The following is a 24,090-nucleotide window of genomic DNA, read 5'->3' on the forward strand; positions in this document are numbered from 1 at the left end:
AGATTTCATCGATGGCACTGGTAATTTTCCAGTGCCAGGTGAACATCACACCAAGTTCAGTTCAAGCACAGAGTTAATTGAATCACCGTTCCACTTGTAGGTAAAATGGCGGCTTTGACAAACCTTACTCACCAATACTGGCTTGTATAATACGTAACAATCATGGCCTTGATGGCGAACTGATTGGTAAACAATACCATCCCCTTTTGCCATTTTGACATCAGATGACAGTGCTTGTGAGTGAGTATAATTGGTCGGGTGATACAGCGTAGAATCGAGTAGATGCTGCTCGCGTAAGTCGACCAACTCGGCATTGAACCAGGCATCTATGCACCGCATTTGGATATCTTGTGCCGGTTCATTGGTATAGCCCATTACCCGTTCAATATGGTGTACTGTCTCTTTGATTGCGGTATTCACCTCAGGCGAAGCATAATAGCCACCGAAGTCTGCGGCATTGAATCTAGCCCCATCAGGGTTCACGTGGGTAAACGCTGCCATTACATAACTACAGTGAGGGATACCGACTAACCTTTCTTCAGGTGGAATACGACCAAAATCACCGGTTTCTTCTGCCAATCTAGGGTTTGTGATCGCCTCAATAGCAAAGATCGCTTCAAGTTGGTCAGGCTCTGCCACATCTTCATATAAATTAATTGGCGGATATTTGGAAGGGATCAATCGATAACAAAGCTGTTCAGAAAAAGACGCAACGCCCAGACTTTCTAATTTTACGTCCATTTATGATTGCCCGCCGCGCCATGCATTGAGTCGAGTCGCGACTTGATATAAATCAACCACTTTACCCTCACACATAATATCCATCGCCGAACGGCCAGCAAAAAAAGGATGGTTGTTCGGCTTTTGTACCCAGTTATAAACACTCTCATCTGCAGTGAACATAATGCGTAGGCACTTATGGATATTCAGGATATAACTCATTCTTTCCAGGAGATCTTTTGAGACCTTGGCCGATTCAGGGTGAGAGCGATACTTGTTAAGCGTCGAACGACTACTTAAGCCAAGCAGCGCCATTTGTTGGCTTTGACTGCATGACCATTTATCAAGGATGTTGAATACCACAGGCAATACAGTATTTCCTGCCTGCGTCTGTTGTTGAGTTTGATTGCTTTGGGCTGCATTCATTCTTCCACTCCACCTGTATATATATAGACAAAGTTAGCATATGTGATTAAAAATAACCATAAATAGTCATGCAAAATAGCGGGCAAAAAAATACCCAACCGAAGCTGGGTATCTGGTGAAACAATGTATAAGGCTTTTACCATTAAACGCTTACTTTTGGGCGCTCTTTGCCGCATTTTCAGCAATCTTCACGATCACTTTAACGGCTTGCTCCATGCCTTCAATCGTAATGAACTCATGGATTCCATGGAAATTGTAGCCACCTGTAAAGATGTTCGGACAAGGTAGACCCATGAATGACAAACGAGCGCCATCAGTCCCACCGCGGATCGGTTTGATATCAGGTTTAACATCACACTCAATCATCGCTTGTTTAGCAAGCTCGATAATGTGAGGATGAGGCTCAACCATTTCTCGCATGTTGTTGTAGCAGTCAGTTAATATCAGCTCTACACGCCCTTTTAGTAACTGACTATTTAGCTCATCAACTTTAGTTTGCATAAAGGCCTTACGTCGCTCCAAACCTTCACGGTCAAAGTCTCTGACAATATACCCAAGTTCGGTACGAGCAACGGCTGGCTCCATTGATTTAAGGTGATAAAACCCCTCGTAGCCTTCAGTACATTCTGGCGTTTCTTCTGCTGGCATCATCAATTGGAATTGAGCCGCGATGTTCATGGCGTTTACCATCTTATTCTTGGCTGTACCAGGGTGAACATTTACTCCATAGCAGATAACATCGGCTGACGTCGCGTTGAAGTTTTCATATTCCAACTCACCAACTGGGCCACCATCAATCGTGTATGCCCATTTAGCACCAAAGTTCTCAACATCAAACAGATTGGCACCACGGCCAATTTCTTCATCCGGCGTAAAGCCAATGCATATTTCACCATGTGGAATTTCAGGGTTGGCTTTTAAATATGCGATGGCTGTAATGATTTCAGCAATACCAGCTTTGTTGTCAGCGCCGAGAAGAGTCGTGCCGTCTGTCGTGATCAGGTTATGGCCGATAAGCTTATTGAGGTCAGGATATTGAATAGGTGACAACACTTCATCACCGACACCTAGTGCAATATCACCACCTTTATAGTTCTCTACTATCTGTGGCTTTACACCTTTGCCGGAAGCGTCGGGAGCAGTGTCCATATGAGCGATAAAACCAATCGCGGGCACATCATGGCTCACATTGGAAGGCAAGCGAGCAGTTAAGTAGCCATTGTCATCCAATGTGACGTCTGAAAGGTCGAGTTCAATCAGTTCATCTTTCAGTTGCTGAGCTAATACACGCTGCCCCTCTGTACTTGGGCAGTGGGCATTGGCAGGGTTAGATTGAGTTTCAAAGCTCACGTATCGTAAAAAACGCTCAATTAAGTTATCCATGTCCCACTCATTTAGTTTGATTAGATTAATACACCACGTAAGTATCCCGATGGGAGCAGTTAAATGAATTGCGATGAATCAGTTTTTTGTGCATTAAATGCAGTTCACTTAGAGCGCTGACCTATTTTTTAAAGGTAAATCACTACAGCTGCAGAGTTATTGTTTAAATTCCCAACAATCTGACCGGCATGCACTCGTAAAAAAGTTACTTATCATAAGCCATTAAGCTTGTAATATTATAAAGATGTTTCGCTTAGCCCTGTCAAACACCTCGGTGAATCCGAACTTAAAGTGTGTGGAAATGTAAAAGGTTGATCGTCCACTATAGAATCCACATCTTATTTAGCTGCCATTCAGTATGTGTGACATTGGTTGAAAAAATTTTTTCAATTAGTGCATAAGATGAGTTTAACCAAGGAGGTCTTATGCTTACCAATATTTTTTTACCGATTGAATCTATTGATAAAACAGTGGATATTCAGATCCCAGTTATGAATGAAAATATTCCAGCCAAACTAAAATTGAGGTACAAAAAAGGTCAATTAAAAGCGAATTTGCACCTCTGCAATAAAGATGGAAATGGAAAGCTCGATTTGTTCTATCCTCGTATTGCTTCAGAGTTCAAGCGCCAAGCACAGCTTAATTTTTCTCAATGTTGTCACTCTCGTTACTTACCCGACTCTCTTTTAAATTCTCAAGTGTCGAAATGGTGCAATGACAATGCCAAGCTCTATATCTCATATGAAACACTTAGAGGTCTCAAAGTGACCGAACACAAGAAAGGAGGTATCAGAATCAAAGCCACTAATAGTGATTTAAATGTTTAACCTGCCCTCTATTCAAAGACGAAAAAGCCCGGAAAATATATCCGGGCTTTATATTCTCCACTTAACTTTATTTACTCTCATGTGGATATATCCAGCCACTTCAAGATATAAGGCATAAATTTTACCGCAAACAGGTAAGAGTCAACGACTTTACTGTCTACTCACGAAGACAGCATGCGCATCATCATCTAAATGTACGATAACCCCTTCAACATCAGCATCTCTTTAGTCCAGTCTAATTGTATTATTATTGGATCACTTCGCTTTGACCTGTTATATACCTCGGCTTAGCCGAAGATAAAGTGTGTGAAAATGTAAAAGGTTGATCGCCCACTATAGAACGCACATCTTATTTAGCTGCCATTCAGTATGTGTGACATTGGTTGAAACTTTTCTCTCAAATAGTGAATAAGATGAATTTAAACCAAGGAGGTCTTATGCTTACAAACCTATTTCTACCGCATGAAGCCATTGAAAAAACAGTGGATGTTCAGATACCGGTTATTAATGACAATATTCCAGCAAAATTGAAATTGAGATATAAAAAAGGACAATTAAAAGCAAATTTACACTTCTGCAATAAAGATGGAAATGAAAAGCTCGATTTGTTCTATCCTCGTATCGCTTCAGAGTTAAAGCGCCAGACGCAACTTAACTTTTCTCAATGTTGTCACTCTCGTTACTTACCCAACTCTCTTTTAACTTCTCAAGTGTCGAAATGGTGCAAGGACAACGCCAAGCTATATATTTCATATGAAACCCCTAATGGACTAAAAGTAACTGAACACCAAAAAGGAGGTATCAGAATCAAAGCCACGAATAGTGATTTAAATGTTTAATCTACCCTCTGTTTTAATACGAAAAAGCCCGGATATAATCCGGGCTTTCTGCTTCAGTCTAAGGCCACTTCTAGATATCGACTAGGCCTGAGGGATCCAAGGCGTTACTTTTACCGCTGGCTGATGAAAACTAACGGTTTCGCCATCTGAGAGTGACGAAAGCTTGATCACCTTGGTGTCACCATCGCTGAAATGCACAACAACACCTTCAACATCAGGCATAAACCAACCAGAGAACATACCGCCAAGAGCAGATAGTAACTGGTTCATCTGCGGTACCAGTTCAGCAACGTCTATTTGCTTGATAGCCGTACCGTAATCTTTCTTGGCTATGACCTGCATAGACACATCACAAGTAATGCCATCATCGATCACAAAAGTTACATCAGGATTAGCCTGACGCAAGTTGCTATCAACCGGCACTGTTAGTTCATTATTTTCGGGGATCACTAGCTCTTCAAAGTGCTTGTCTTTGCGCATTGATCCTTTATGGATATGACAGACGCTGCCATCTTGCTGGTTCAACAAAAACAGGGCGATTTTCACATCATCATGCCCTTCTTTTACGTTTTGCTTGAGCTTGCTGTAAAGTGTGCTGTATCGCATTTCTATGTTCTGTGCTGCTGCATCCTGAGCATAGAGCGAACTGCTGGCAAACAAGCCAGCTAATAGCCAATAGGTCAACTTCATCCTTTATCCTTGGCGCCAATATTGATTGTTGTGCCTGATCATTGCTTGAATTTCATCAACATAAGCCTGACCACGTTCTGAGTAACGACTTAGTCCTTCTGCCAATTTGGTGCCTTCTACTATATCACCGGCCTTACGCTGTGCTGAGCGGATATCACGTAAGTCTTGATAAGCCCGGTTAGTATTCACATTCATGAAGTACGCTTGCACTGATAAATAAGGCGATGCAAAAACCGCCACTTCATGGCTTGCGCCATCATTTCGTGCATTGGGGACCAAACCGCAGCCCTTACGATAACACCATTGACCAAAATAGTTGTTTCCTTCCACAGCAAAGCGTGATGTTCCCCACCCTGATTCATTGGCCGCTTGGCTAAGAACAAGAGATTCAGGGATTACATCTACACGATTAAGCATTGCGGCTAACCATTCTGACGTCATGCCACTATCATTCAGAGGCACTTTGTAAGCGTCTGATAGCTTCACAGCATAGTTTTTTTTATCAGCTGAGAGCAATTCGCCGGCATGGACAGGAGATTTAATTAACTCTAAGAACTGGCGCTCTTTTGCTACCCGTTGGTTTTCATGTTCAACGGCTGGACGTAGAAAGTCGAAAAAGGCCGCTTTCTTTTGACCAACATCGGTTATTTTAGAGAAGTCAGGTTTAGTGCTTTGCGATGAGGCCGATAAGGCCTCATCGTTAGCGCTTTGAGAAGGGATTTCACCACATGCTGTCAATCCACTGACTAGTGCAATAATGGCAACTTTACTGGTTGTTATATTTTTTATCACGCGTCAAAAACCTTTGAATCCCCCTGCTGATCTTGATCGTTATCGTTCTGGCCTTTTTGAACGGTCGAAACATGTAGAGAAACACCGAAAAGGTTACGGTAGATAATGGCTTTCACATTAAAGAAAAATGGAATTGTCCAAATCAAACCAATACCAGCAGTGGCAAATGAAATAATAAACATCGTTAGGATGACAATGAAAATAGCTGTCATCGGCAGTAGTTTACGCAAAGTTGCCACAAGTGAAAACTGTATTGCTTTCAATGGCGATAAACGCTTTTCACAAACCAGCATAATCGCTAGGCTAAAGCCCATAGAAAGAAGCATACCTAAAATTGGGAAAATAGCGTTGGCGATGCCTTGTAGGGAAGCGGAAAGCAAAACCGTTATGACAGAAGCAACGGCAAAAGGAAAACCTTTCACTAAATAACTTGGCTTACTAGGAAGACCAATCGCATGGTTGAGTGCCATCAAGCTTACGCCAGCTAATAAAGGGGCACTTAATACATCAGACCAAAAGTTAGCCATATAACCGGCTTCAATCACTGAGGCTGTCATTTCACCGCCAGTAATCACTGCATCAAAAAACACCGTTGCACTTCCTAGTTGCACTTGTAGGCCAACTAAAAGCAGCGCAACCTGCGCCAGAAACAAACCAATAACCGCTGGCAAGAAAGTCAGGAAATTCTTGGCTGTGATTTTCCAGGCTTCTTGAAGCACGGACAATGATTGAAGATCACTCTCACCTTTCAATGCCCTTTCGATTGAACCGCCAACTTGGATTGTTTTGTTATTCATTTGTATTTCACTAACTATTACACACTAGGTCCGTGATTGTACGCTAGTTAAGCACGATAGAGAAACATTGAGGCAAAAAGCAGTTTTTCTGTTCAGACTCAGGTTTTGATAGCGAATTAGCCAGCCAGCCTCAATACACTATGATTAATAGATTACGCTTACGATAAGCAACAGCTTTTGCATTGATTTTTAAGACAATTATGTCAAAGCTTAGAGTTCATATATTGACTGTAATAAAACAGTGATTTACGAGTATGAAAATAGTCTAAAAAAGTGGAAAAAAACGCTTTGAATTACGCGTTTAGGGGACTATTATGCGCCCCCTAAATTCAACCTAATAGTTGGGGGGATTACCTATGAAACCCCTAGGTGGAGATCTCGTAGAATTGAACGCTGCAGAAACAACTAAAGCACCAGTGATTCAGCTTAAAGGGCTGAGCAAAAGCTTCGATGGCAAGCAAATCATCACTGGTCTCGATTTGAATGTGAACGATGGTGAATTCCTTACCATTCTCGGCCCTTCTGGCTGTGGTAAAACAACAGTACTCCGACTAATCGCAGGCTTTGAAAATGCTGATGCGGGTCAAGTTGTTATTGCTGGTAATGATGTAACAGGTATTCCAGCCGAACAGCGGAATGTTAATACTGTCTTTCAAAGTTATGCGCTTTTCCCGCACATGACGGTATTTGAAAATGTTGCCTTTGGCCTGCGAATGCAGAAAGTGGCTGAACGTGAGATTGAGCCACGCGTTATGGACGCGCTACGCATGGTGCAATTAGAACAATTTGCCCCACGTAAACCTCATCAACTTTCTGGCGGTCAGCAACAGCGTGTAGCTATCGCTCGTGCTGTTGTGAATAAGCCAAAAGTATTGTTACTGGATGAATCTCTGTCGGCGTTGGACTATAAACTTCGCAAACAGATGCAGATCGAGCTAAAACAGCTGCAGCGTAAATTGGGGATTACTTTCATTTTCGTCACACACGATCAGGAAGAAGCCCTATCGATGTCAGACCGCATCATTGTTATGCGTTCTGGTAACATTGAACAAGATGGTTCCCCTCGCGAAATTTACGAAGAGCCAGAGAACCTCTTTGTTGCTCGCTTTATTGGTGAAATCAACGTCTTTGATGCTGTGGTAAAAGAGCGTCTCGACGAAACCCGTGTATTGGCAAACGTTGAAGGTCGCCCTTCAATGATCCACTGTAAACTGCCTGTAAGTCCGGGTGACAAGGTAAAAGTGTTGCTGCGCCCTGAAGATATCCGACTGGAAGAGATCAATAATGGCGATGAGGCACAAGGTATTATTGGCTATATCCGTGAGCGTACCTATAAAGGTATGACACTTGACTCAGTCGTTGAGCTGGAGACGGGTACATCGGTCATGGTCAGTGAATTCTTCAACGAAGATGATCCTGATGTAGACCACTCTCTGGATCAAAAAGTTGCTGTTACTTGGGTTGAAAGCTGGGAAGTGGTGCTGGCAGATGAACAAGAAGCTTAATCTTCAAAACATCATTATAACTATCATTGTTAGTTGGCTATTGCTGTTTGTCTTTATACCCAACTTGATGATCATCGGAACCAGTTTTCTGACCCGAGATGATGCAAACCTGATTGAAATGACCTTTACGTTAGACAACTACATCCGGTTGTTTGACCCGCTATATGCGAAAGTCATGATGCATTCGTTTTACATGGCGCTGGTGGCCACCCTGCTCTGCTTGGTGATTGGCTACCCGTTTGCCTATGCGATTGCAAAGATGCCTGAAAAGTGGCGTCCGTTCATGCTGTTTTTGGTGATTGTACCGTTCTGGACCAATTCACTGATCCGTACATACGGTCTTAAGATCATGCTTGGTACGCGCGGTATTTTGAACAACGCCTTGCTGTACCTCGATATTATCGACAAGCCAATTCGGATTATGTACACCGAATACGCGGTAATGGTTGGCCTAGTCTATATTCTTCTACCGTTTATGGTGCTCCCACTGTACTCGGCTATTGAGAAGTTGGACTACAACTACATTGAAGCTGCGCGTGATTTGGGTGCCAACAAGTTCCAGACATTCGTGAAAGTGATTTTTCCACTGACAATGCCAGGTATTATCGCTGGCTGTCTACTAGTACTGCTACCTGCCCTTGGCATGTTCTATGTATCCGACCTACTTGGCGGCGCGAAGAACCTGCTTATCGGTAACGTGATTAAGAGTCAGGTACTGAACGCTCGTGATTGGCCATTTGGTGCTGCAACCAGCATTGCCTTGACCATCGCAATGGCAGTGATGCTGTACGCTTATTACCGTGCAGGCAAGCTGCTAAACCGTAAAGTGGAGCTTGAATAATGGGACGCGCATTAAAATTCAGTTTTATGACTGTGGTGTATGCCTTCCTATATACACCAATCATTATCCTGATTGTGAACTCATTCAATGCCAGCAAATTTGGTATGAAATGGGGTGGATTCACGACCAAGTGGTATCACCAATTGGTAAACAACGACAGCTTGATGCAGGCAGCATGGCACTCACTGAACATTGCCGTGTTCTCGGCAACCGCTGCAGCGATTATTGGTAGTTTGACGGCTGTTGCCCTCTTCCGTTACCAGTTCCGTGGCAAACATTTTGTCAACGGTATGCTCTTTGTCGTCATGATGTCACCCGACATCGTTATGGCAATTTCGCTGCTGGCGCTGTTCTTGTTAGTTGGCGCAGAGATGGGGTTCCTAACCTTACTGCTTTCGCACATTACATTCTGCCTCCCCTTTGTTGTGGTAACGGTATACAGCCGATTAAAAGGCTTTGATGTGAAAATGCTGGAAGCTGCCCGTGATTTGGGCGCTAGCGAATGGGTGATTCTGAAGCAAATAATCCTACCGCTAGCCAAGCCTGCGGTTGCCGCAGGCTGGTTGTTGAGCTTTACCCTATCTTTGGATGACGTAATTGTAAGTTCATTCGTGACAGGTCCAAGCTATGAAATTCTGCCTTTGAAGATTTACTCCATGGTAAAAGTGGGGATCTCACCAGAAGTGAATGCATTGGCTACAATTATGCTAATTGTATCCTTGATTCTGGTTGTGACCTCTCAGCTACTGGCTCGAGAGAAAATCAAATAAGGCTTGTTACACCGCTTTAAATTTGGCTTTTAGCCAAAGAACGAGCAAGTGGCCTTCGGGCCACTTGTTTTGTATTAACACCCTAAAAGGGTTTTGGAGATGATAATCTAATGAAAAAATGGTCCGCTTTTCTAGCCGGTACTGCATGCGCTGCTGCAATGTTTACTCACGTTGCCAATGCCGCAGACAAGGAATTAATCTTTATGAACTGGGGTCCGTACATTTCTACGGAACTACGTGAACAGTTCACTAAAGAAACTGGTATTAAAGTGATTTATTCGACTTACGAGTCGAACGAGACTATGTACGCTAAGTTAAAAGCTCACCCACAAGGTTACGACCTGGTTGTGCCATCAACTTACTTCGTTGCAAAAATGCGTGATGAAGGCATGTTACAGAAAATCGATAAATCAAAGCTAACCAACTTCAAAGAGCTTGATAAGAATTATCTGGATAAGCCTTTTGACCCAAACAACGACTACTCGATCCCACATGTTATCGCAATGACAGGCTTGGCAGTTAACACTGACATGTATGACCCTGCCGATTTCGATAGTTGGGCGGACCTTTGGAATCCTGAGTTTGAAGGCCAACTCATGCTTATGGATGACACGCGCGAAGTATTCCACATTGCGCTGCGTAAATTAGGTTACTCCGGTAACACTACCGATCCAAAGCAGATCGATGAAGCACACGAAGAGCTGAAAAAGCTAATGCCTAACGTATTGGTGTTCAACTCAGACAACCCTGCTGCACCATACCTAGCGGGGGAAGTAGGCTTGGGCATGCTTTGGAATGGCTCAGCTGCTGCTGCTCAAAAAGAAGGTTTGCCGATTGAGCTGATTTGGCCAAAAGAAGGCGGTATCTTCTGGGTTGATAGCCTTGCGATTGCCAAAAACGCGAAGAACGTTGAGGCTGCACATAAGATGATTGATTTCTTGTTGCGCCCTGATGTGGCAGCCAAAATATCTGAAGAGACTGGCTACCTAACCGCGGTTGAAGCCTCAAACGCGAAATACAAAGACAACCCTACTCTGTTCCCTCCACAAGAAGATCTAGACCGTGGTGAGTGGCAGGATTCGGTTGGTGAAATGAACATCCGTTACGAGAACTACTTCCTGGAACTAAAAGCCGGTCAGTAATGTCACTAAATTGACTTGAGGCAGCCCTTTGGCTGCCTTTTTTATATCGAAAGCATACATACATTGGCTATTAATAGTTCAGACAGTTATTAAGGCCTGATATTCCATATCGTACTCATTACATTCCCTGTTATAATATGCTCTTAAAAGCGCTGTATTATCAATGCGTTTTTAAAAACCTTATTACCCTACATGCAAGGGTAAATATCCGACGTTCTCCTTTTTGGCAGAACATAACGACACTTTGCAGGAGAAGCGGTTAGTACTTCACCGAGATGATTTTCATCCATAATTAGTACATTCGCTAGAGAACACTCTCAAAATCCCATTTAGTTTGGAGCATATAACAATGAAAAAATGGTCTTCTTTAATGGCCGGTGGTGTCTGTGCAATGGCAATGTTTTCGAACATAGCAACAGCAGCAGACAAAGAGCTTTATTTCTATAACTGGTCTGAATATATCCCATCAGAAGTTCTGGAACAGTTCACGAAAGAAACGGGCATTAAAGTGATTTATTCGACATATGAGTCGAATGAAACCATGTACGCAAAGCTGAAAACCCACGGTGACGGCTACGATCTAGTGGTGCCTTCAACCTACTATGTATCAAAAATGCGTGAAGAAAATATGCTGCAAAAAATCGACAAGTCAAAGCTAAGCCACTTTGACGAAATCGATCCAAACTTCCTGCACAAGCCATTTGATCCAGAAAATGACTACTCTATCCCATACATTTGGGGTGCGACCGGTATCGGTGTAAACACTGATATGATGGACAAAGAAGAAGTCAGCACCTGGGCTGATCTTTGGGACCCTAAATGGGAAGGCCAATTGATGATGATGGATGACGCTCGTGAGTTCTTTCACATCGCCCTACGTAAACTTGGCTATTCTGCGAACACCAAAAATCCTGAAGAAATTAAAGCCGCGTACGAAGAGCTTAAGAAGCTAATGCCAAACGTATTGGTATTCAACTCTGACTACCCTGCAAACCCATACATGGCGGGTGAAACCTCTCTCGGTATGCTGTGGAACGGTTCAGCGTACATGGCTCGGCAAGAAGGTGCACCAATTGATATCGTATGGCCAAAAGAAGGCGCTATCTTCTGGATGGATAGCATCTCTATCCCGGCAAACGCCAAGAACACCGACGCCGCTCACAAAATGATCGATTTCCTACTTCGCCCAGAAAATGCAGCGAAAATTGCACTAGAGATCGGTTACCCAACACCTGTTGCGACTGCTAAGGGCAAGCTTCCAGCAGAATTTGTTAACGATCCAAGCATCTACCCACCTCAAGAAGTGATGGATGCCGGAGAATGGCAAGACAGCGTAAATGGTGCCAACACCCTTTACGAAGAGTACTACCAGAAGCTAAAAGCGGGTCAGTAATCTCGTCGACACTTAGCAAAAACTCGGGCTTGAGCCCGAGTTTTTTATACCAGACGGGTTTCACCCAGCCGTTAATCTCAGCGCCTATCCTCTTATACCTCTCGACAAACAAAGTCCGCTTAAATTTCATCCAACTCAAGCTACTGAGTATTCAGCAAGTACTGATGAAGCAAGCAACCTGATGCGGCCATGGAATGGATAAAGAACCCTGCCCCTCGTGATTAAAGCTGCCATGTCGCTTGGGTGTATGCCCGAGCGATAGCTTTAGTTAAATATCCTCAAGTAAGCTATTCATTGCGATATTCAGCCATTTCACTGCGGGGCCGACAGCTCTTCCCTTTGGAGCGACACATTCAACCGGTGCCTGCCACTCCTTATGATCGAACGTCACAGGCAGTATTTTCATTTTACCCAGCTCTACCCTTTGCTTTGCTTCATGGCTCGGCAGATACGTCCAACCCAAGCCTTTTTCAACATATTGAATAAGCACATGGTGGTCATTCGTCCACCAATGATTGGAAGATATAGGCGGCATATAAGACATCGACTTGCCACTTTCCCCTCTAACCATCAACTGACGATGCGGGATCAGATCTACTGGTGATACGCTATCTAAGTGAGTTAATGGGTGTTCAGGACAGGCTACCGGTACAAATTGCACGCTTCCAATGTAACGAACATCCAGTTCTTTAAAATATGTCATATCAGTCAGCATCACACCCATATCTCCTTTACCTTGAAGCAAAAGGCTGGGGATATCAGTGCTACTTGCCAACATGGTACTTAGGGTTGTCGATGGAAATCGCTGGCTAAACTCATCAGCAATCGCGCTGAGCTTATCTATCAGCAAGTTATCGTCAATTAGGATGGTAACTTCAGTTTCTTGAAAGTCACTTAGCGCCTTCGCTGCACTTTGTAATTCAAAGCTTTGTTGCAAGGTAGCTTCAGCAAACCTGAGCAAATGCTGCCCTTGTTCTGTGAGTGTCGGCTTTCTAGTGGAGCGATCAAACAATTCGACATTCAGGTCGATTTCTAAGTTGGCTATCCCTTGGCTTACCGCTGATTGTACTTTGCCGAGTTGTCTTGCACAGGCCGAAAAGGAGCCTAATTTTGCTGCTGTAACAAACATCTGGAGTTGGTCGAGATTATACATACTATCAGTAAAAGTGATGATAACTAACTAGATTGAATCACAAATAGAGATATAGTGCACGCACAAAACAACTTCCATTAGCTCGGAACTATAATGATGACAATTAAAGAACGTATTTTGCACACAGTGTTGTTTGAGGTATTTGCCCTTGTGATTTTGATGGGTGCTGCGACCTTGTTTACGAGACATAATCCAGCCGTTGTCGGCGGACTAAGTGTTGTGATGTCGCTCATTGCGATGGCTTGGAACTACCTATATAACGTATTGTTCGACAAGTTCGTCGGGGAAGACCGCTTAAGCAGAACGGTAAAAACGCGTATTTTGCATGGCTTAGGGTTTGAAGGCGGGCTTATTTTCGTCACTATCCCAGTATTGATGTGGGTATTGCAGTTGGATTTTTGGACTGTACTTGTTCTCGATATAGGTATCGTACTCTTCTTTTTGGTTTACGCGATTATCTATAACTGGGCATACGACCACGTCAAAGCGAAGTTTTTCACAAAGCCTTCGGCTATACCTGCCCAAGCATCATAAAAGTGACACTGTCACAGGCTCTGGCAAAGTAACGCCCACTTCTAAGCGGGCGTTATAAATAAAGATACATATACCGACAGCTGTTTACCCAAGGAGCTCATCGACAAAGTTTGGGACTAGCATCGAGGCTGGGCCATAGCGTTTCTCGGCAAACTCGCTTTCAACCTCACTTGGTTCCAAGTTCAATTCAATCGTATGAGCACCATGCATAGCCGCTTCATGTACAAAGCCTGCAGCTGGATACACAGCTCCAGATGTACCGATGGAAATAAACAAATCAGCTTCTAGCAATGCATCGTGGATTCGATCCATACCAATCGGCATTTCACCAAACCATACAACGTTTGGTCGCATTGGTGCTGGCATCTGACAGCAATGACAATGGTCGTCAAGGGAAATGTCCCCTTTCCAGTCAATCGATTGTCCCGTTTCACTACACTGAGCTTTCAACAACTCCCCATGCATATGGATAATATTCTTGCTACCAGCAGCTTCATGTAAATTATCGATGTTTTGCGTCACTATCGTGACCCTGCCATCGAGTTCTTGCTCCAGCCTTGCCAGCGCACGGTGCGCATCATTTGGAAACACCGTACCGCTCTCTAGCTGCTGACGTCGCAAATTATAGAAGTTCTGTACCAATGCAGGATCACGGTAATACCCTTCAGGCGTCGCCACATCCTCAATACGATGGTTTTCCCACAGCCCGTCTTGGTCACGGAAAGTACGGATGCCTGATTCCGCAGAAATACCCGCGCCGGTTAGTACAACAATATTTCGATAAGGGAAAAGCATAGCCGTGTCCTTTCTTCAGTTCTCTTATAAGCTTTATACCATTGTTTTCATGTGGTTATAAGTGAAACGTCTACGACATTAGTCTAATTATAGACAACAAATAAAAAGTTATAGTGCGTTAGGGTGTTAAAGTCATAATATAGAGTTCTCCCAACTAGGCGATGCTTTGAAGGAAAAGCTCACATTGTTTATCGAAAAGCGCCACTACGTTTTAGCCACCATAATACTGACATACACTATTAAGTCATTAATTAAATTAAAAATTGTTTGTCGTGTGCTATTCGTAGACGTTAAATCGTAGGTATAAAAAAACCGATAGCTTAGGCTACCGGTTTTCATGTCTCAAATGCAATTATTTATACATTATCTTGTGCAGAGTTACCTTTCTTATCCGCTTCGACTTTAGCGTCATAACCAGGCTGATTTTCTGGCAAGTCCTTTACTTCGTCAAACCAAAGATCGTGGTGCTCTTTAGCCCAAGTTTCATCGACTTCACCGGTAATCATGCCATCAAGGCCCGCTTCCATCCCAAACAAACCTATGTAGATATGGAAGATAAAACCACAGATCAATACCAGAGCCGATAGCATATGGACAAGATGCGACAATTCCATATCACGACGGGTTTGATCAAAAATTGGAAAATCGAGAACAAAGCCACTCATAACAATGAAAGCACCAAAGAAAATCAACATCCAAAAGATGACTTTCTCACCTGCATTCGAAAACCCTGCTGATGGATGACTGCCCTTGTGCTTGCCGACCATTCCGCCCATTTTCATGAACCACTGCATATCGACCTTGTTAAAAATACTCTTACGCCACCACTTTACGAGTACAGCAATCAAGAATATTGCAAACAAAGGACCAATGTAGTTATGGTATTGCTTGGCCGCATAGACTACCCAACCCCACAGTTCCGTCGGCACGATAGGCTTAATAAAGTACTTACCATAAACCAGCGTCAAACCACTGAATGCCAACGTCAAGAAAGTGAAGGCCAAACTCCAATGCAGCGCCCTATCAAAGCGGCTCCAGCGTTTAATTTTGCGCCCTGTCTTCGGTTTACTCAGTTTAAGCGGACCAACAACGACATACGCCAGCGCCACCATAACCAAACTACCAAAAATTGCCAGCGCACCAAGTGGTGACATCCACTTTTCTTTCATTATGAACCAGGTCTGCCCTGGCACACTGATCAGCACACCATGTTCAGGTGACTTGGAAGTGGTATAGCCTTCTTGGCCATCCTTAACCGCTCGCCAATAGTCAGCACCGGCAAAACCAATGACTTCATGCCTAACAACAGACTCGCCCAAGCGCTCAGATTCAGAGTTAGCACCGGATTCATTGCTTGCTGCCGCCGATAATGAAAACATCAATACCACGGCAGTGGTCAGCAAGAAAAACCAGTGTTGAATTCGCTTAGTCATATTACTCCCGACTGTTAATTCAACAGTTATGTTCAAATCTCTTTACTCAGTGGCAGCCAAATCAGATTGCGCTATCTCAAACAACATGCGATATAACTGCCACTTATTCGTTAACTCGACTTAAGCCTTACGGATCTTAGAGGCATCATAAGCGAGGTCATCAGTACTTGCCCAGCCTGCTTCTTTAGCACCTCGAGCAACAACACGCTCGCGGTAAACATCAGATATTTTCGCGGCATCACCAGCCAACAGAGCCTTGGTCGAGCACAAAGAAGCACACATAGGTAGCTTACCTTCAGCAATACGGTTAGCACCGTACTTTTGCTTCTCTTCAACCGAACCAGTCTCGACATTCGGACCACCGGCACAGAAGGTACATTTGTCCATCTTGCCACGTTCGGCAAAGGCCGTTTGTTGTGGGAACTGCGGCGCACCAAACGGGCAGGCAAACAAACAGTAACCACAGCCAATGCACAGGTCCTTATCATGCAAAACAATGCCGTCTTCGGTCTGTACGAAACAGTCCGCAGGACATACCGCCATACAAGGTGCATCGCTACAGTGCATGCAGGCGACCGAGATAGAATTCTCATTCGGCAGGCCATCGTTGAGGGTAACAACGCGACGGCGCTGAATACCCCACTCAAGCGCATCATCATTTGCGTTTTTACAAGCTGTCACACAACCATTGCACTCGATACAACGTTTAGAGTCACAAAGAAATTTCATACGTGCCATCAGAATGACTCCTTACGCTTTAGAGATTTTACAGAGGGTGACTTTGGTTTCTTGCATCTGAGTTACAGGGTCATAGCCATAAGTCGTAGCCGTATTCGCTGCTTCACCAGAAACAAATGGTGCACTGCCATCAGGATAACGGTCGCGAAGGTCTTCACCCTGGAACTTACCGCCGAAGTGGAACGGAATAAATGCCAGTCCCGGCTTCACACGCGGCGTTACCATCGCTTTAACGTGGATGCGGCCCTTTTCAGCACCCTCTACCCACACCATATCACCGTCTCTGAAGCCAATGTCATTGGCATCCTTCGGGTTAACCTCAACAAACATCTCTTGCTGCAATTCTGCCAGCCAAGGATTAGAACGGGTTTCATCACCGCCCCCCTCATACTCAACCAATCGACCCGAGGTCAGTACAATTGGGTATTCGCCAGACATGTCTTTGTCTTGAATCGACTTGTACAGTGTTGGCAGGCGGAACATCGCTTCGCTGTCATCCCATGTTGGATAGTCAGTGACCAAATCACGGCGAGGCGTATACAGCGGTTCACGGTGCAGAGGAACGGCATCAGGGAAAGTCCATACCACGGCGCGGGCTTTAGCATTACCAAACGGAATACAACCATGCTTAATCGCGACGCGTTGGATACCACCAGAAAGGTCAGTTTTCCAGTTTTTACCTTCGGCTTGTGCTTTTTCTTCCGCGGTAAGATCATCCCACCAACCAAGCTGCTTAAGCATCTTATCGGTAAACTCTGGGTAACCATCTTCCAGTTCACAGCCTAGTGAAAAGCTGTCGTCAGCCAGTAGACTGTCACCATTACGCTCTACACCGAAACGTGCACGGAAGTTACCGCCACCTTGGGCAACTGTTTTAGATGTGTCATACAGGATATGGGTACCTGGATGTTTCATTTCTGCCGTACCCCAGCAAGGCCAAGGCAAACCGTAAGTTTCACCGTTTGCTGGGCCACCTTCAGCTTCAAGCGAAGTCTTGTGGAAGGTATGCCAGTTTTGCTGGTGCTCTTTCAAACGTTCAGGGCTCTGGCCGGTGTAACCGATTGTCCACATACCCTTGTTATATTCGCGGGTAATGTCTTCAATCACGGGCTCATTGTTTTCAACACGAATGTTTTTAAACAACTGCTCAGATAGACCCAATTTCTGAGAAAGCAGGTACATAATTTCATGGTCAGGTTTAGATTCGAACAACGGCTCAATCACCTGATCACGCCACTGAACAGAACGGTTTGTCGCGGTTACCGAACCTGTTGTTTCAAACTGAGTGGTTGCCGGTAGCAGGTAGACATTGTCCTTACGGTTGTTCATTACCGCTGCCACGCCTGGATACGGGTCAACAATCACCATCATATCCAGCTTTTCCATCGCCTTGCGCATTTCGGGACCACGGGTCTGGGAGTTTACCGCATGACCCCAGTAGAACATGGCTCGGATGTTATCGTTTTGCTCGATATTAGCTTTGTCTTCGAGTACACCATCAATCCAGCGCGAAACAGGAATACCCGCATTGTTCATTGGCTTTTTGCCACTGTATTCATTCTGGTCGAATCGGCCTTTTAGCCATTCATAATCCACATCCCACACTTTTGCCCAGTGTTTCCAGGCGCCTTCAGACAGGCCGTAGTAACCCGGTAGATTATCAGACAGTACGCCAAAGTCAGTCGCACCCTGTACGTTATCGTGGCCACGGAAAATGTTGGCACCGCCGCCAGATTTACCCATATTGCCAAGCGCTAGCTCAAGGATACAGTAAGCACGGGTGTTGTTATTACCTGTCGTATGCTGAGTACCACCCATACACCAAACGACACAGCCCGGACGATTTTCAGACAACATCTTCGCCGTTTGATAAACATCCGCTTCTGGTACACCACTCACGCGTTCCACTTCAGCTGGCGTCCACTTGGCCACTTCAGCTTGCACTTCATCCATCCCCCAAACACGTTGGCGGATAAACTCTTTATCTTCCCAACCGTTTTTGAAGATGTGGTAAAGCACACCCCAAATGAAGGCAACGTCTGAGCCTGGGCGAAGAGAAACATAGTGATCAGATTTTGCCGCTGTACGAGTACGACGCGGATCGGCAACCACAATCTTGCAGCTGTTTCGCTCTTTAGCGATCAAGATGTGCTGCATGGCGACTGGGTGCGCTTCTGCTGGGTTAGAACCAATGAACAGAATTGACTTACAGTTGTGCATGTCATTGAGCGAGTTCGTCATCGCCCCGTAACCCCAAGTGTTTGCTACACCGGCAACCGTTGTTGAGTGACAAATACGCGCCTGGTGGTCGACATTGTTAGAGCCCCATAGAGAGACCATTTTACGGAACAGATAAGCCTGTTCATTGTTATGCTTTGCAGAACCTAGCCAGTAAACTGAATCAGGGCCTGATTCTTCGCGGATCTTCTTCACCTGCTGGCTCACTTCATCCAGTGCTTGCTCCCAGCTCAGTTTTTTCCACTTTCCGTCGACCAACTTCATCGGGTATTTGATACGGCGCTCACCATGACCGTGCTCACGCAAAGCTGCACCTTTCGCACAATGGCCACCCGCATTAAATGGGTGATCGAAAGCCGGCTCTTGACCTGTCCATACACCTTCCTGAACTTCAGCGTAGATACCACAGCCTACTGAACAGTGAGAACAAATAGTACGTTTCACTTCTGCCGGTGCTTTAGGGTCAACCTCTTTAGCTTCGGCTTTTTTCATCATACCCGGTGCAAACAAACCAGCACCGGCCATGCCACCAGCTGCCGCCAGTGATGAGTTTCGAATAAAGGAACGACGCGAAATACCTAGCTGGTTTTCGTCCTTGCTTACGTTGTCGGAACGTTTTGTCAGTTTCATTTATGGCTCCGCCTTACAAGGTTTCGTAGTAATCGCGAACGTGCTGGGTTTCGCGATAGCCAGTTTTATTGTCATCGTGATTTTTGGTATTGCCTTCAGACTGCTCTACCTTTGCCTGGACGGCAGTTGTCGCCCCGGCAGCAACAGCACCAACAGCCACACTCAAACCAATATTTTTCAGTAATTGGCGACGGCTTTGGCTAGTTTCATTATGAATAGCTTCATCTTTGCTAGCTTTGTTTTGCTCACTCATAAAAGCTTGCTCCTTTATCGTGTTTCCGAATCCGAGTCACTCGCTTCGGAAATCAATTTTTCTGCTAAGTTTTTCGTAAAATAAATAACGACTTTTCAATTGTTTCCTCAGCTACATCCTGAGCACCCTCATTTAGTAGCTAGGTAGCGGTTACGTCGTCACAAAATCAAAAATTAGGTAAAGTCTAGTTCACCTCTATCAATCGTGTTTTTTCGACTAACAGGAACTGCAAAGCCAGTTCAGCAACTGCACTATAAAACACAGCACTGTTCGCCTTTTTTAAGTCATTACAAAGTTGTTCGAACCACGTTGCGATATGGCGATTGAAGAAAACTTGCTGGAGATGTCTATCTCCGCCTTCCACCAGCATCGCCATTACTTCAAGTAAGGCGGCAATGTGGTCTTCCGGCTCTTTTACACTCTCGTCACGTTGAAAACCCAACTGCATGAGATCACGGCGAAGATGTGCAAGCGGCATTTCCATTAATGAACCGGTCAAATACCATGAACCAAAAGGAACAATTTCTCCGCGTCCGATCCCGATGAACAAATCTTGATACTCTTCTTCAACAGCCAAAACCGATGTTGTTTGAGCGGCAAGTTTCAAAACAGGCCAAGAGGCTGCCATGGTATTGGACACATTTTGATTCGCTTCAACATCCAGTGAAGAAAGCCAATCTAAAACAGTTTGATCTGGCCCCTTACGAAACAAATGTGCCAACAGGCCATAAATTTCTACACGCAGTACACTTTCTTCTTTAGCGGTTTGAAGTACTGATTCCATTTGCTATTCCTACACCTTTAGCTGACTTTCAGGATCATCGACGATCGTCGAGAAAATATCGCGAACACGACAGTCTTCGCACATATTCAGGCGTCGAATAGCCTCTCCCTGAAACTGAGAATGGTTTTGTAACTTTTCAGTCAACATTTTCACCATAGAAGCCGGTGCAAAAGCTTTACCGCAACTGGTACAACACGCTGCTTCTTCTTCATGAACAACACGTGCTTCTTGACGAGTTTGCGCATTCCAAGTCACTCCCGGATTAAGAGAGATCACTTTTTCAGGACACGCTTTTTCACACATGCCACATTGCACACAATCTTGTTCAATAAATAAAAGGCCTGGACGTTCACCAATGGCATGCAATGCCCTAGTTGGACACACAGACACACATCCCATACACAAGGTGCAATCTTCTGCTCGACAATCTACCGAACCATAAGGGGCATTTTCCGCAACAGCTGAACGTTCAGGTTTAACTGGAGCTAGTGCGTAAAGCTCATCAAGAACAGCAAATAACTTTTCACGTTTTGTCCCTTCAACAGGGTCAGCAATATTCAATAATGCAGAATCAAAACCCGTGAAGTTCTTCGCCTCAGCAAAATCAAACAAAGCAATACGTTCAATGTCATAACCCATTTCAGCCAAGAAAGACTGAGCAGTCGCTAATTCATCACGAAGTACACGATCGATAGTGTCAGGAATATAAGAGGTATTCGTCGCTAAAAGCACTTGATGCGCGCCGTATGCCAGTGCACTAAACCAAGTATCAATACCAACAGTGGCCAATTCTTCCAATGCAACGGGAATAACTGACTCGGGGAGATCAGAAAGGATCTCGTTCACCGTGGCTTCATCGCGATTACCATAGAAAAGTAGCGTAGGTGTTTCTCCTCCCGCTTTTCGATAGTTGGTGATTAGCCGATGAACAAAGTTTTGCGTATTAGTAGGATCAGGGAGTGCATATGAAATAGCTTCTGTTGGACACGCAGTCGCACAGGTTCCCACACCTTGGCAAAGGTATGGATTAATTTCTATATGATCACCCGTGCTTGACAGTGCACCAGCAGGACAAGCATCAACACATCGCTCACACCCTGTTACACCCCGTGAAGAGTGCGCACAGAGTTCAGGATCCAAACGAAAATATTTTGGTTTATCAAATGTACCAATCATCGCAGGAAGATCTTCAATCACATTGGCCAGTTTCGTTTTTCCTGCTCCAACCGCGTAATAACCTGGAGCTGAAATTTCAACGTCTGATAAACCGTTTTCCGTCATATCAACAACTAAATCAAAGCAATCATGACCAATCGCCACTTTTGCCAGATTTACTGCTGTCAGCATATTCTCAACATCACAAGACACTTCAAATGCGCCTAGGTAACCTTTCAGGGTTGCCTTACTCGCATAATAAAGGTTGTTACGCTTAACACTGTTTTTGGCATTCTCTGATGATTGCGCTTTCGCTGTGGCAAGTAGGGTTACCGAATTCAGCGAAGTAAACTGTGCTTCAAGCGTTGTGATAACGTTTTCTGCACCCACCAGCAAAACATTCCCGCGGCTTTCATAAGAAACCGTTGGTGGAATAAGGTTAGAAAGCTCAACGGTACCATTTACCGCCGCTAACCTTGCTTTACCATTTTGCTCATCGAACGCAGAAAGTGCTTCAAGTGTACTATTTAACATTATTATTCCTGTCTACTCGTCACCGTTAGTCAGTGTCGATTGAAACGCTTTGTTTAGAAGAGAATTTTCCGAACACTTCGCTTCATACTCATTACTAGAGCAATAACCGATCCAACTTTTTACGGAATAAAATGACTTATAGGGAGCCAAAATCTCTTAAGGACAGATTGACCAAACCAGAAGGCGACAATTTGTCCCACCCCATGACGACTATTGCGCCAAAATGTCCCGATCTTTATTAAGGGTATTAATCCCTTTTTGTCCCAGTTCGAAAGACCCTTAACCCTTTAGCAAATCGTTCTTATCGCTATGGAGTAACTTGCTATTAGAAATCGTGTCTGATTCTGTTTCAGTCTCTAGTTCAGTCGGGATCGCAAACGCAATATCCATTTCAACATTCTCTTGATCGCTCACCTTTTGAAGATCATCAACAGTCGTTGCCTCTTCTTCTAGTGCCCCATCCTTAGCTTGAACGCCATCAACAGCTGCGAGTGAATGGTCAGAATCAGTCGCTTTAATCATATCTTCTGCTGTCTCTGCGACCTGATTTACCCACTGACGAAGCTGCTGAGTCACTTTGGTATCAAGCACAGGGATATTAGAAAAGTCTTCGGTATGATCATCCATGTCACTGACATAGTTGAACTCATCAGAGTGAAAAAGTTTACGCAGTGCCGCTTTTTTTACTGACTTTTCAACACCTTCCTTCATAAAGGTCGACACACCAGAATCAAAAGTCACCTTTGCAGCATCAGCCAGAGTTAGATCTGGGAAATGTAAATCTGATTGCGTTGTTTGATGTTCTATTGTTTCCGTAATCGCTAGAGCTTGTTCATCATTGGCTTGCGTATTCAATGACGGATCAATTTCAACCTCTTGAACGGGTTGAGTGTCAGTGCCAACATCATCAACAATAGTGTCCATAACAGATGATTTAGCCGTAGCGTTCTGATTTAATTGAACATCACCTTCATCCCTGGTGTGTAATTTGCGCTGAGACCAACGCTGGAAGAAATTAGTTGCCACTTGAACGCCCTTTTTGCTCTTTGTTCTTACAACGTTTACGACGCTGCTCTATGAGTTCACCATGCCGACCAATAAAGGCCTCCATCCACGCCTGAATTTGCAAGGGTGCTTTGATATGAAGGACTTGGTAGTCACCATCCATATATCCACTTGCCAAGCCTTGAGCAGCAGTTATTAGTAAAGGCGAAAGCTGTTCATTGTCTTCTTCACAAACAATAAATAGGTGCGGCTCACGGGAACTAAGATTAAAACGATAATCTGAGCGTTCGTGACGATGCAGCTCCAATGGCATCAGGTATCCACCTTGCTCACTCGCCAACGTTTCTTTGCCTTCTTCGTCGTAGAGGCAAACGTCTTCAATGGACCATGAAAGTGTTGTCCAACGCCCGACTTGCTTCTCTTGCGACACCAAGCGAAACGCTATAGGCCACAAAGACTCATTCTTATACTGTTCTGGCACATTCGCTCCCTAGCTTATCGTTATGGCTTGTTGGATATAATTAACCTGTGAGGTCTATAACACCCAACAAAGCAAGTATCAGACCAACTTTAAAAACCACCGCCCGAAGCAATGAAATTTTACGATACAAATAAATTGGAATGATGTTTGCTTACACATCTGCCAACGACTTAATCTATGTTTTAAAAGTAGACGCTTCAGACTGTGTTGCGTATACATGAACACATTCACA

24 protein-coding genes are annotated in these 24,090 nt (G+C 44.4%); 8 read left to right on the forward strand and 16 right to left on the reverse strand.

Annotated elements, in window-relative coordinates; genetic code table 11:
• Nucleotides 1–45 precede the first annotated feature (45 nt).
• From ACVA58_RS18610 to pepT, 3 genes are all read right to left on the reverse strand, one after another.
• A complete protein-coding gene (locus tag ACVA58_RS18610; RefSeq protein ID WP_446511862.1) occupies nucleotides 46–741 on the reverse strand; it encodes an RES family NAD+ phosphorylase in 696 nt (231 codons plus the stop codon).
• On the reverse strand, nucleotides 742–1,146 hold the full coding sequence (locus ACVA58_RS18615) for an MbcA/ParS/Xre antitoxin family protein (protein WP_446511863.1): 405 nt from the start codon (nucleotides 1,144–1,146) through the stop codon (nucleotides 742–744).
• Between the two features lie 150 nt (nucleotides 1,147–1,296).
• Entirely contained in the window at nucleotides 1,297–2,529 is a 1,233-nt protein-coding gene (gene pepT, locus ACVA58_RS18620; protein WP_446511864.1) for a peptidase T, read from the reverse strand.
• Between the two features lie 425 nt (nucleotides 2,530–2,954).
• On the opposite strand from pepT, the gene ACVA58_RS18625 reads away from it, so the two are divergent.
• Both ACVA58_RS18625 and ACVA58_RS18630 read left to right on the forward strand, forming a co-directional pair.
• Nucleotides 2,955–3,356 carry a hypothetical protein gene (locus ACVA58_RS18625; RefSeq protein ID WP_446511865.1) on the forward strand — a complete coding sequence of 134 codons (402 nt, stop codon included), beginning with the start codon at nucleotides 2,955–2,957 and terminating at the stop codon, nucleotides 3,354–3,356.
• A gap of 437 nt (nucleotides 3,357–3,793) precedes the next feature.
• Nucleotides 3,794–4,195, forward strand: coding sequence for a hypothetical protein (locus tag ACVA58_RS18630; RefSeq protein WP_446511866.1), 402 nt, complete (start codon nucleotides 3,794–3,796; stop codon nucleotides 4,193–4,195).
• An 81-nt stretch (nucleotides 4,196–4,276) separates the two neighbouring features.
• Here ACVA58_RS18630 and ACVA58_RS18635 read toward each other — a convergent pair whose 3' ends face one another.
• From ACVA58_RS18635 to ACVA58_RS18645, 3 genes are read right to left on the reverse strand one after another with little or no spacing between them, the layout of a single operon-like run.
• Nucleotides 4,277–4,885 (reverse strand): DUF2987 domain-containing protein, encoded by a 609-nt coding sequence (locus tag ACVA58_RS18635; RefSeq protein WP_446511867.1) that lies wholly within the window; start codon nucleotides 4,883–4,885, stop codon nucleotides 4,277–4,279.
• A 3-nt stretch (nucleotides 4,886–4,888) separates the two neighbouring features.
• Complete coding sequence (locus tag ACVA58_RS18640) at nucleotides 4,889–5,677, reverse strand: glucosaminidase domain-containing protein (RefSeq protein WP_446511868.1); 789 nt, start codon at nucleotides 5,675–5,677, stop codon at nucleotides 4,889–4,891.
• Entirely contained in the window at nucleotides 5,674–6,474 is an 801-nt protein-coding gene (locus ACVA58_RS18645) for a hypothetical protein (RefSeq protein ID WP_446511869.1), read from the reverse strand. The genes ACVA58_RS18640 and ACVA58_RS18645 overlap by 4 nt, the downstream gene beginning before the upstream one ends.
• Before the next feature lie 386 nt (nucleotides 6,475–6,860).
• Here ACVA58_RS18645 and potA point away from each other — a divergent pair, with 386 nt between their 5' ends.
• The 5 genes from potA to ACVA58_RS18670 all read left to right on the forward strand — a co-directional run bounded on the left by potA (nucleotide 6,861) and on the right by ACVA58_RS18670 (nucleotide 12,125).
• Nucleotides 6,861–7,979 carry a spermidine/putrescine ABC transporter ATP-binding protein PotA gene (gene potA, locus ACVA58_RS18650; RefSeq protein WP_446511964.1) on the forward strand — a complete coding sequence of 373 codons (1,119 nt, stop codon included), beginning with the start codon at nucleotides 6,861–6,863 and terminating at the stop codon, nucleotides 7,977–7,979.
• Nucleotides 7,963–8,820 (forward strand): spermidine/putrescine ABC transporter permease PotB, encoded by an 858-nt coding sequence (gene potB / locus ACVA58_RS18655; protein WP_446511870.1) that lies wholly within the window; start codon nucleotides 7,963–7,965, stop codon nucleotides 8,818–8,820. Before potA ends, potB begins: the two co-directional genes overlap by 17 nt.
• Nucleotides 8,820–9,590, forward strand: a complete 771-nt coding sequence (potC, locus tag ACVA58_RS18660) for a spermidine/putrescine ABC transporter permease PotC (RefSeq protein WP_255043579.1) — start codon at nucleotides 8,820–8,822, stop codon at nucleotides 9,588–9,590. Before potB ends, potC begins: the two co-directional genes overlap by 1 nt.
• A gap of 110 nt (nucleotides 9,591–9,700) precedes the next feature.
• Nucleotides 9,701–10,732, forward strand: coding sequence for an extracellular solute-binding protein (locus ACVA58_RS18665; protein ID WP_446511871.1), 1,032 nt, complete (start codon nucleotides 9,701–9,703; stop codon nucleotides 10,730–10,732).
• Between the two features lie 349 nt (nucleotides 10,733–11,081).
• Nucleotides 11,082–12,125, forward strand: coding sequence for an extracellular solute-binding protein (locus ACVA58_RS18670; protein ID WP_446511872.1), 1,044 nt, complete (start codon nucleotides 11,082–11,084; stop codon nucleotides 12,123–12,125).
• Nucleotides 12,126–12,393: 268 nt separating this feature from the next.
• Here the strand turns inward: ACVA58_RS18670 and ACVA58_RS18675 are convergent, their stop codons facing one another.
• On the reverse strand, nucleotides 12,394–13,278 hold the full coding sequence (locus tag ACVA58_RS18675) for a LysR family transcriptional regulator (protein WP_446511873.1): 885 nt from the start codon (nucleotides 13,276–13,278) through the stop codon (nucleotides 12,394–12,396).
• A gap of 96 nt (nucleotides 13,279–13,374) precedes the next feature.
• Here ACVA58_RS18675 and ACVA58_RS18680 point away from each other — a divergent pair, with 96 nt between their 5' ends.
• Nucleotides 13,375–13,812, forward strand: coding sequence for a PACE efflux transporter (locus tag ACVA58_RS18680; protein ID WP_446511965.1), 438 nt, complete (start codon nucleotides 13,375–13,377; stop codon nucleotides 13,810–13,812).
• An 84-nt stretch (nucleotides 13,813–13,896) separates the two neighbouring features.
• On the opposite strand, the gene cobB is transcribed toward ACVA58_RS18680, so the two are convergent.
• The 9 genes from cobB to ACVA58_RS18725 all read right to left on the reverse strand — a co-directional run bounded on the left by cobB (nucleotide 13,897) and on the right by ACVA58_RS18725 (nucleotide 23,858).
• The gene (gene cobB / locus ACVA58_RS18685; RefSeq protein ID WP_446511874.1) at nucleotides 13,897–14,607 is read right to left on the reverse strand and encodes a Sir2 family NAD+-dependent deacetylase; all 711 of its coding nucleotides are present in this window, start codon (nucleotides 14,605–14,607) and stop codon (nucleotides 13,897–13,899) included.
• 356 nt (nucleotides 14,608–14,963) lie between these two features.
• Complete coding sequence (locus tag ACVA58_RS18690; protein WP_446511966.1) at nucleotides 14,964–15,986, reverse strand: formate dehydrogenase subunit gamma; 1,023 nt, start codon at nucleotides 15,984–15,986, stop codon at nucleotides 14,964–14,966.
• A gap of 174 nt (nucleotides 15,987–16,160) precedes the next feature.
• Nucleotides 16,161–16,778 (reverse strand): formate dehydrogenase FDH3 subunit beta, encoded by a 618-nt coding sequence (gene fdh3B, locus ACVA58_RS18695; RefSeq protein ID WP_446511875.1) that lies wholly within the window; start codon nucleotides 16,776–16,778, stop codon nucleotides 16,161–16,163.
• Nucleotides 16,779–16,790: 12 nt separating this feature from the next.
• Entirely contained in the window at nucleotides 16,791–19,646 is a 2,856-nt protein-coding gene (locus ACVA58_RS18700) for a formate dehydrogenase subunit alpha (RefSeq protein WP_446511876.1), read from the reverse strand.
• 13 nt (nucleotides 19,647–19,659) lie between these two features.
• Nucleotides 19,660–19,899: a twin-arginine translocation signal domain-containing protein gene (locus ACVA58_RS18705; protein WP_446511877.1), complete on the reverse strand. Its 240-nt coding sequence runs from the start codon at nucleotides 19,897–19,899 to the stop codon at nucleotides 19,660–19,662.
• 184 nt (nucleotides 19,900–20,083) lie between these two features.
• On the reverse strand, nucleotides 20,084–20,683 hold the full coding sequence (locus ACVA58_RS18710) for a TorD/DmsD family molecular chaperone (RefSeq protein ID WP_446511878.1): 600 nt from the start codon (nucleotides 20,681–20,683) through the stop codon (nucleotides 20,084–20,086).
• A gap of 9 nt (nucleotides 20,684–20,692) precedes the next feature.
• Nucleotides 20,693–22,372 carry a 4Fe-4S dicluster domain-containing protein gene (locus tag ACVA58_RS18715; protein ID WP_446511879.1) on the reverse strand — a complete coding sequence of 560 codons (1,680 nt, stop codon included), beginning with the start codon at nucleotides 22,370–22,372 and terminating at the stop codon, nucleotides 20,693–20,695.
• 279 nt (nucleotides 22,373–22,651) lie between these two features.
• Complete coding sequence (locus ACVA58_RS18720) at nucleotides 22,652–23,398, reverse strand: DUF3306 domain-containing protein (protein ID WP_446511880.1); 747 nt, start codon at nucleotides 23,396–23,398, stop codon at nucleotides 22,652–22,654.
• Nucleotides 23,388–23,858: a DUF3305 domain-containing protein gene (locus ACVA58_RS18725; RefSeq protein ID WP_446511881.1), complete on the reverse strand. Its 471-nt coding sequence runs from the start codon at nucleotides 23,856–23,858 to the stop codon at nucleotides 23,388–23,390. The genes ACVA58_RS18720 and ACVA58_RS18725 overlap by 11 nt, the downstream gene beginning before the upstream one ends.
• Between the last annotated feature and the right edge of the window lie 232 nt (nucleotides 23,859–24,090).

Source organism: Photobacterium sp. DNB22_13_2, assembly GCF_052873915.1.

Coding starts and splice junctions, on each gene's coding strand:
- ACVA58_RS18610 (WP_446511862.1), bottom strand. CDS start 741: ATGGACGTAAAATTAGAAAGTCTGGGCGTTGCGTCTTTTTCTGAACAG.
- ACVA58_RS18615 (WP_446511863.1), bottom strand. CDS start 1,146: ATGAATGCAGCCCAAAGCAATCAAACTCAACAACAGACGCAGGCAGGA.
- pepT (WP_446511864.1), bottom strand. CDS start 2,529: ATGGATAACTTAATTGAGCGTTTTTTACGATACGTGAGCTTTGAAACT.
- ACVA58_RS18625 (WP_446511865.1), top strand. CDS start 2,955: ATGCTTACCAATATTTTTTTACCGATTGAATCTATTGATAAAACAGTG.
- ACVA58_RS18630 (WP_446511866.1), top strand. CDS start 3,794: ATGCTTACAAACCTATTTCTACCGCATGAAGCCATTGAAAAAACAGTG.
- ACVA58_RS18635 (WP_446511867.1), bottom strand. CDS start 4,885: ATGAAGTTGACCTATTGGCTATTAGCTGGCTTGTTTGCCAGCAGTTCG.
- ACVA58_RS18645 (WP_446511869.1), bottom strand. CDS start 6,474: ATGAATAACAAAACAATCCAAGTTGGCGGTTCAATCGAAAGGGCATTG.
- potB (WP_446511870.1), top strand. CDS start 7,963: ATGAACAAGAAGCTTAATCTTCAAAACATCATTATAACTATCATTGTT.
- potC (WP_255043579.1), top strand. CDS start 8,820: ATGGGACGCGCATTAAAATTCAGTTTTATGACTGTGGTGTATGCCTTC.
- ACVA58_RS18665 (WP_446511871.1), top strand. CDS start 9,701: ATGAAAAAATGGTCCGCTTTTCTAGCCGGTACTGCATGCGCTGCTGCA.
- ACVA58_RS18670 (WP_446511872.1), top strand. CDS start 11,082: ATGAAAAAATGGTCTTCTTTAATGGCCGGTGGTGTCTGTGCAATGGCA.
- ACVA58_RS18675 (WP_446511873.1), bottom strand. CDS start 13,278: ATGTATAATCTCGACCAACTCCAGATGTTTGTTACAGCAGCAAAATTA.
- ACVA58_RS18680 (WP_446511965.1), top strand. CDS start 13,375: ATGACAATTAAAGAACGTATTTTGCACACAGTGTTGTTTGAGGTATTT.
- cobB (WP_446511874.1), bottom strand. CDS start 14,607: ATGCTTTTCCCTTATCGAAATATTGTTGTACTAACCGGCGCGGGTATT.
- ACVA58_RS18690 (WP_446511966.1), bottom strand. CDS start 15,986: ATGTTTTCATTATCGGCGGCAGCAAGCAATGAATCCGGTGCTAACTCT.
- fdh3B (WP_446511875.1), bottom strand. CDS start 16,778: ATGGCACGTATGAAATTTCTTTGTGACTCTAAACGTTGTATCGAGTGC.
- ACVA58_RS18700 (WP_446511876.1), bottom strand. CDS start 19,646: ATGAAACTGACAAAACGTTCCGACAACGTAAGCAAGGACGAAAACCAG.
- ACVA58_RS18705 (WP_446511877.1), bottom strand. CDS start 19,899: ATGAGTGAGCAAAACAAAGCTAGCAAAGATGAAGCTATTCATAATGAA.
- ACVA58_RS18710 (WP_446511878.1), bottom strand. CDS start 20,683: ATGGAATCAGTACTTCAAACCGCTAAAGAAGAAAGTGTACTGCGTGTA.
- ACVA58_RS18715 (WP_446511879.1), bottom strand. CDS start 22,372: ATGTTAAATAGTACACTTGAAGCACTTTCTGCGTTCGATGAGCAAAAT.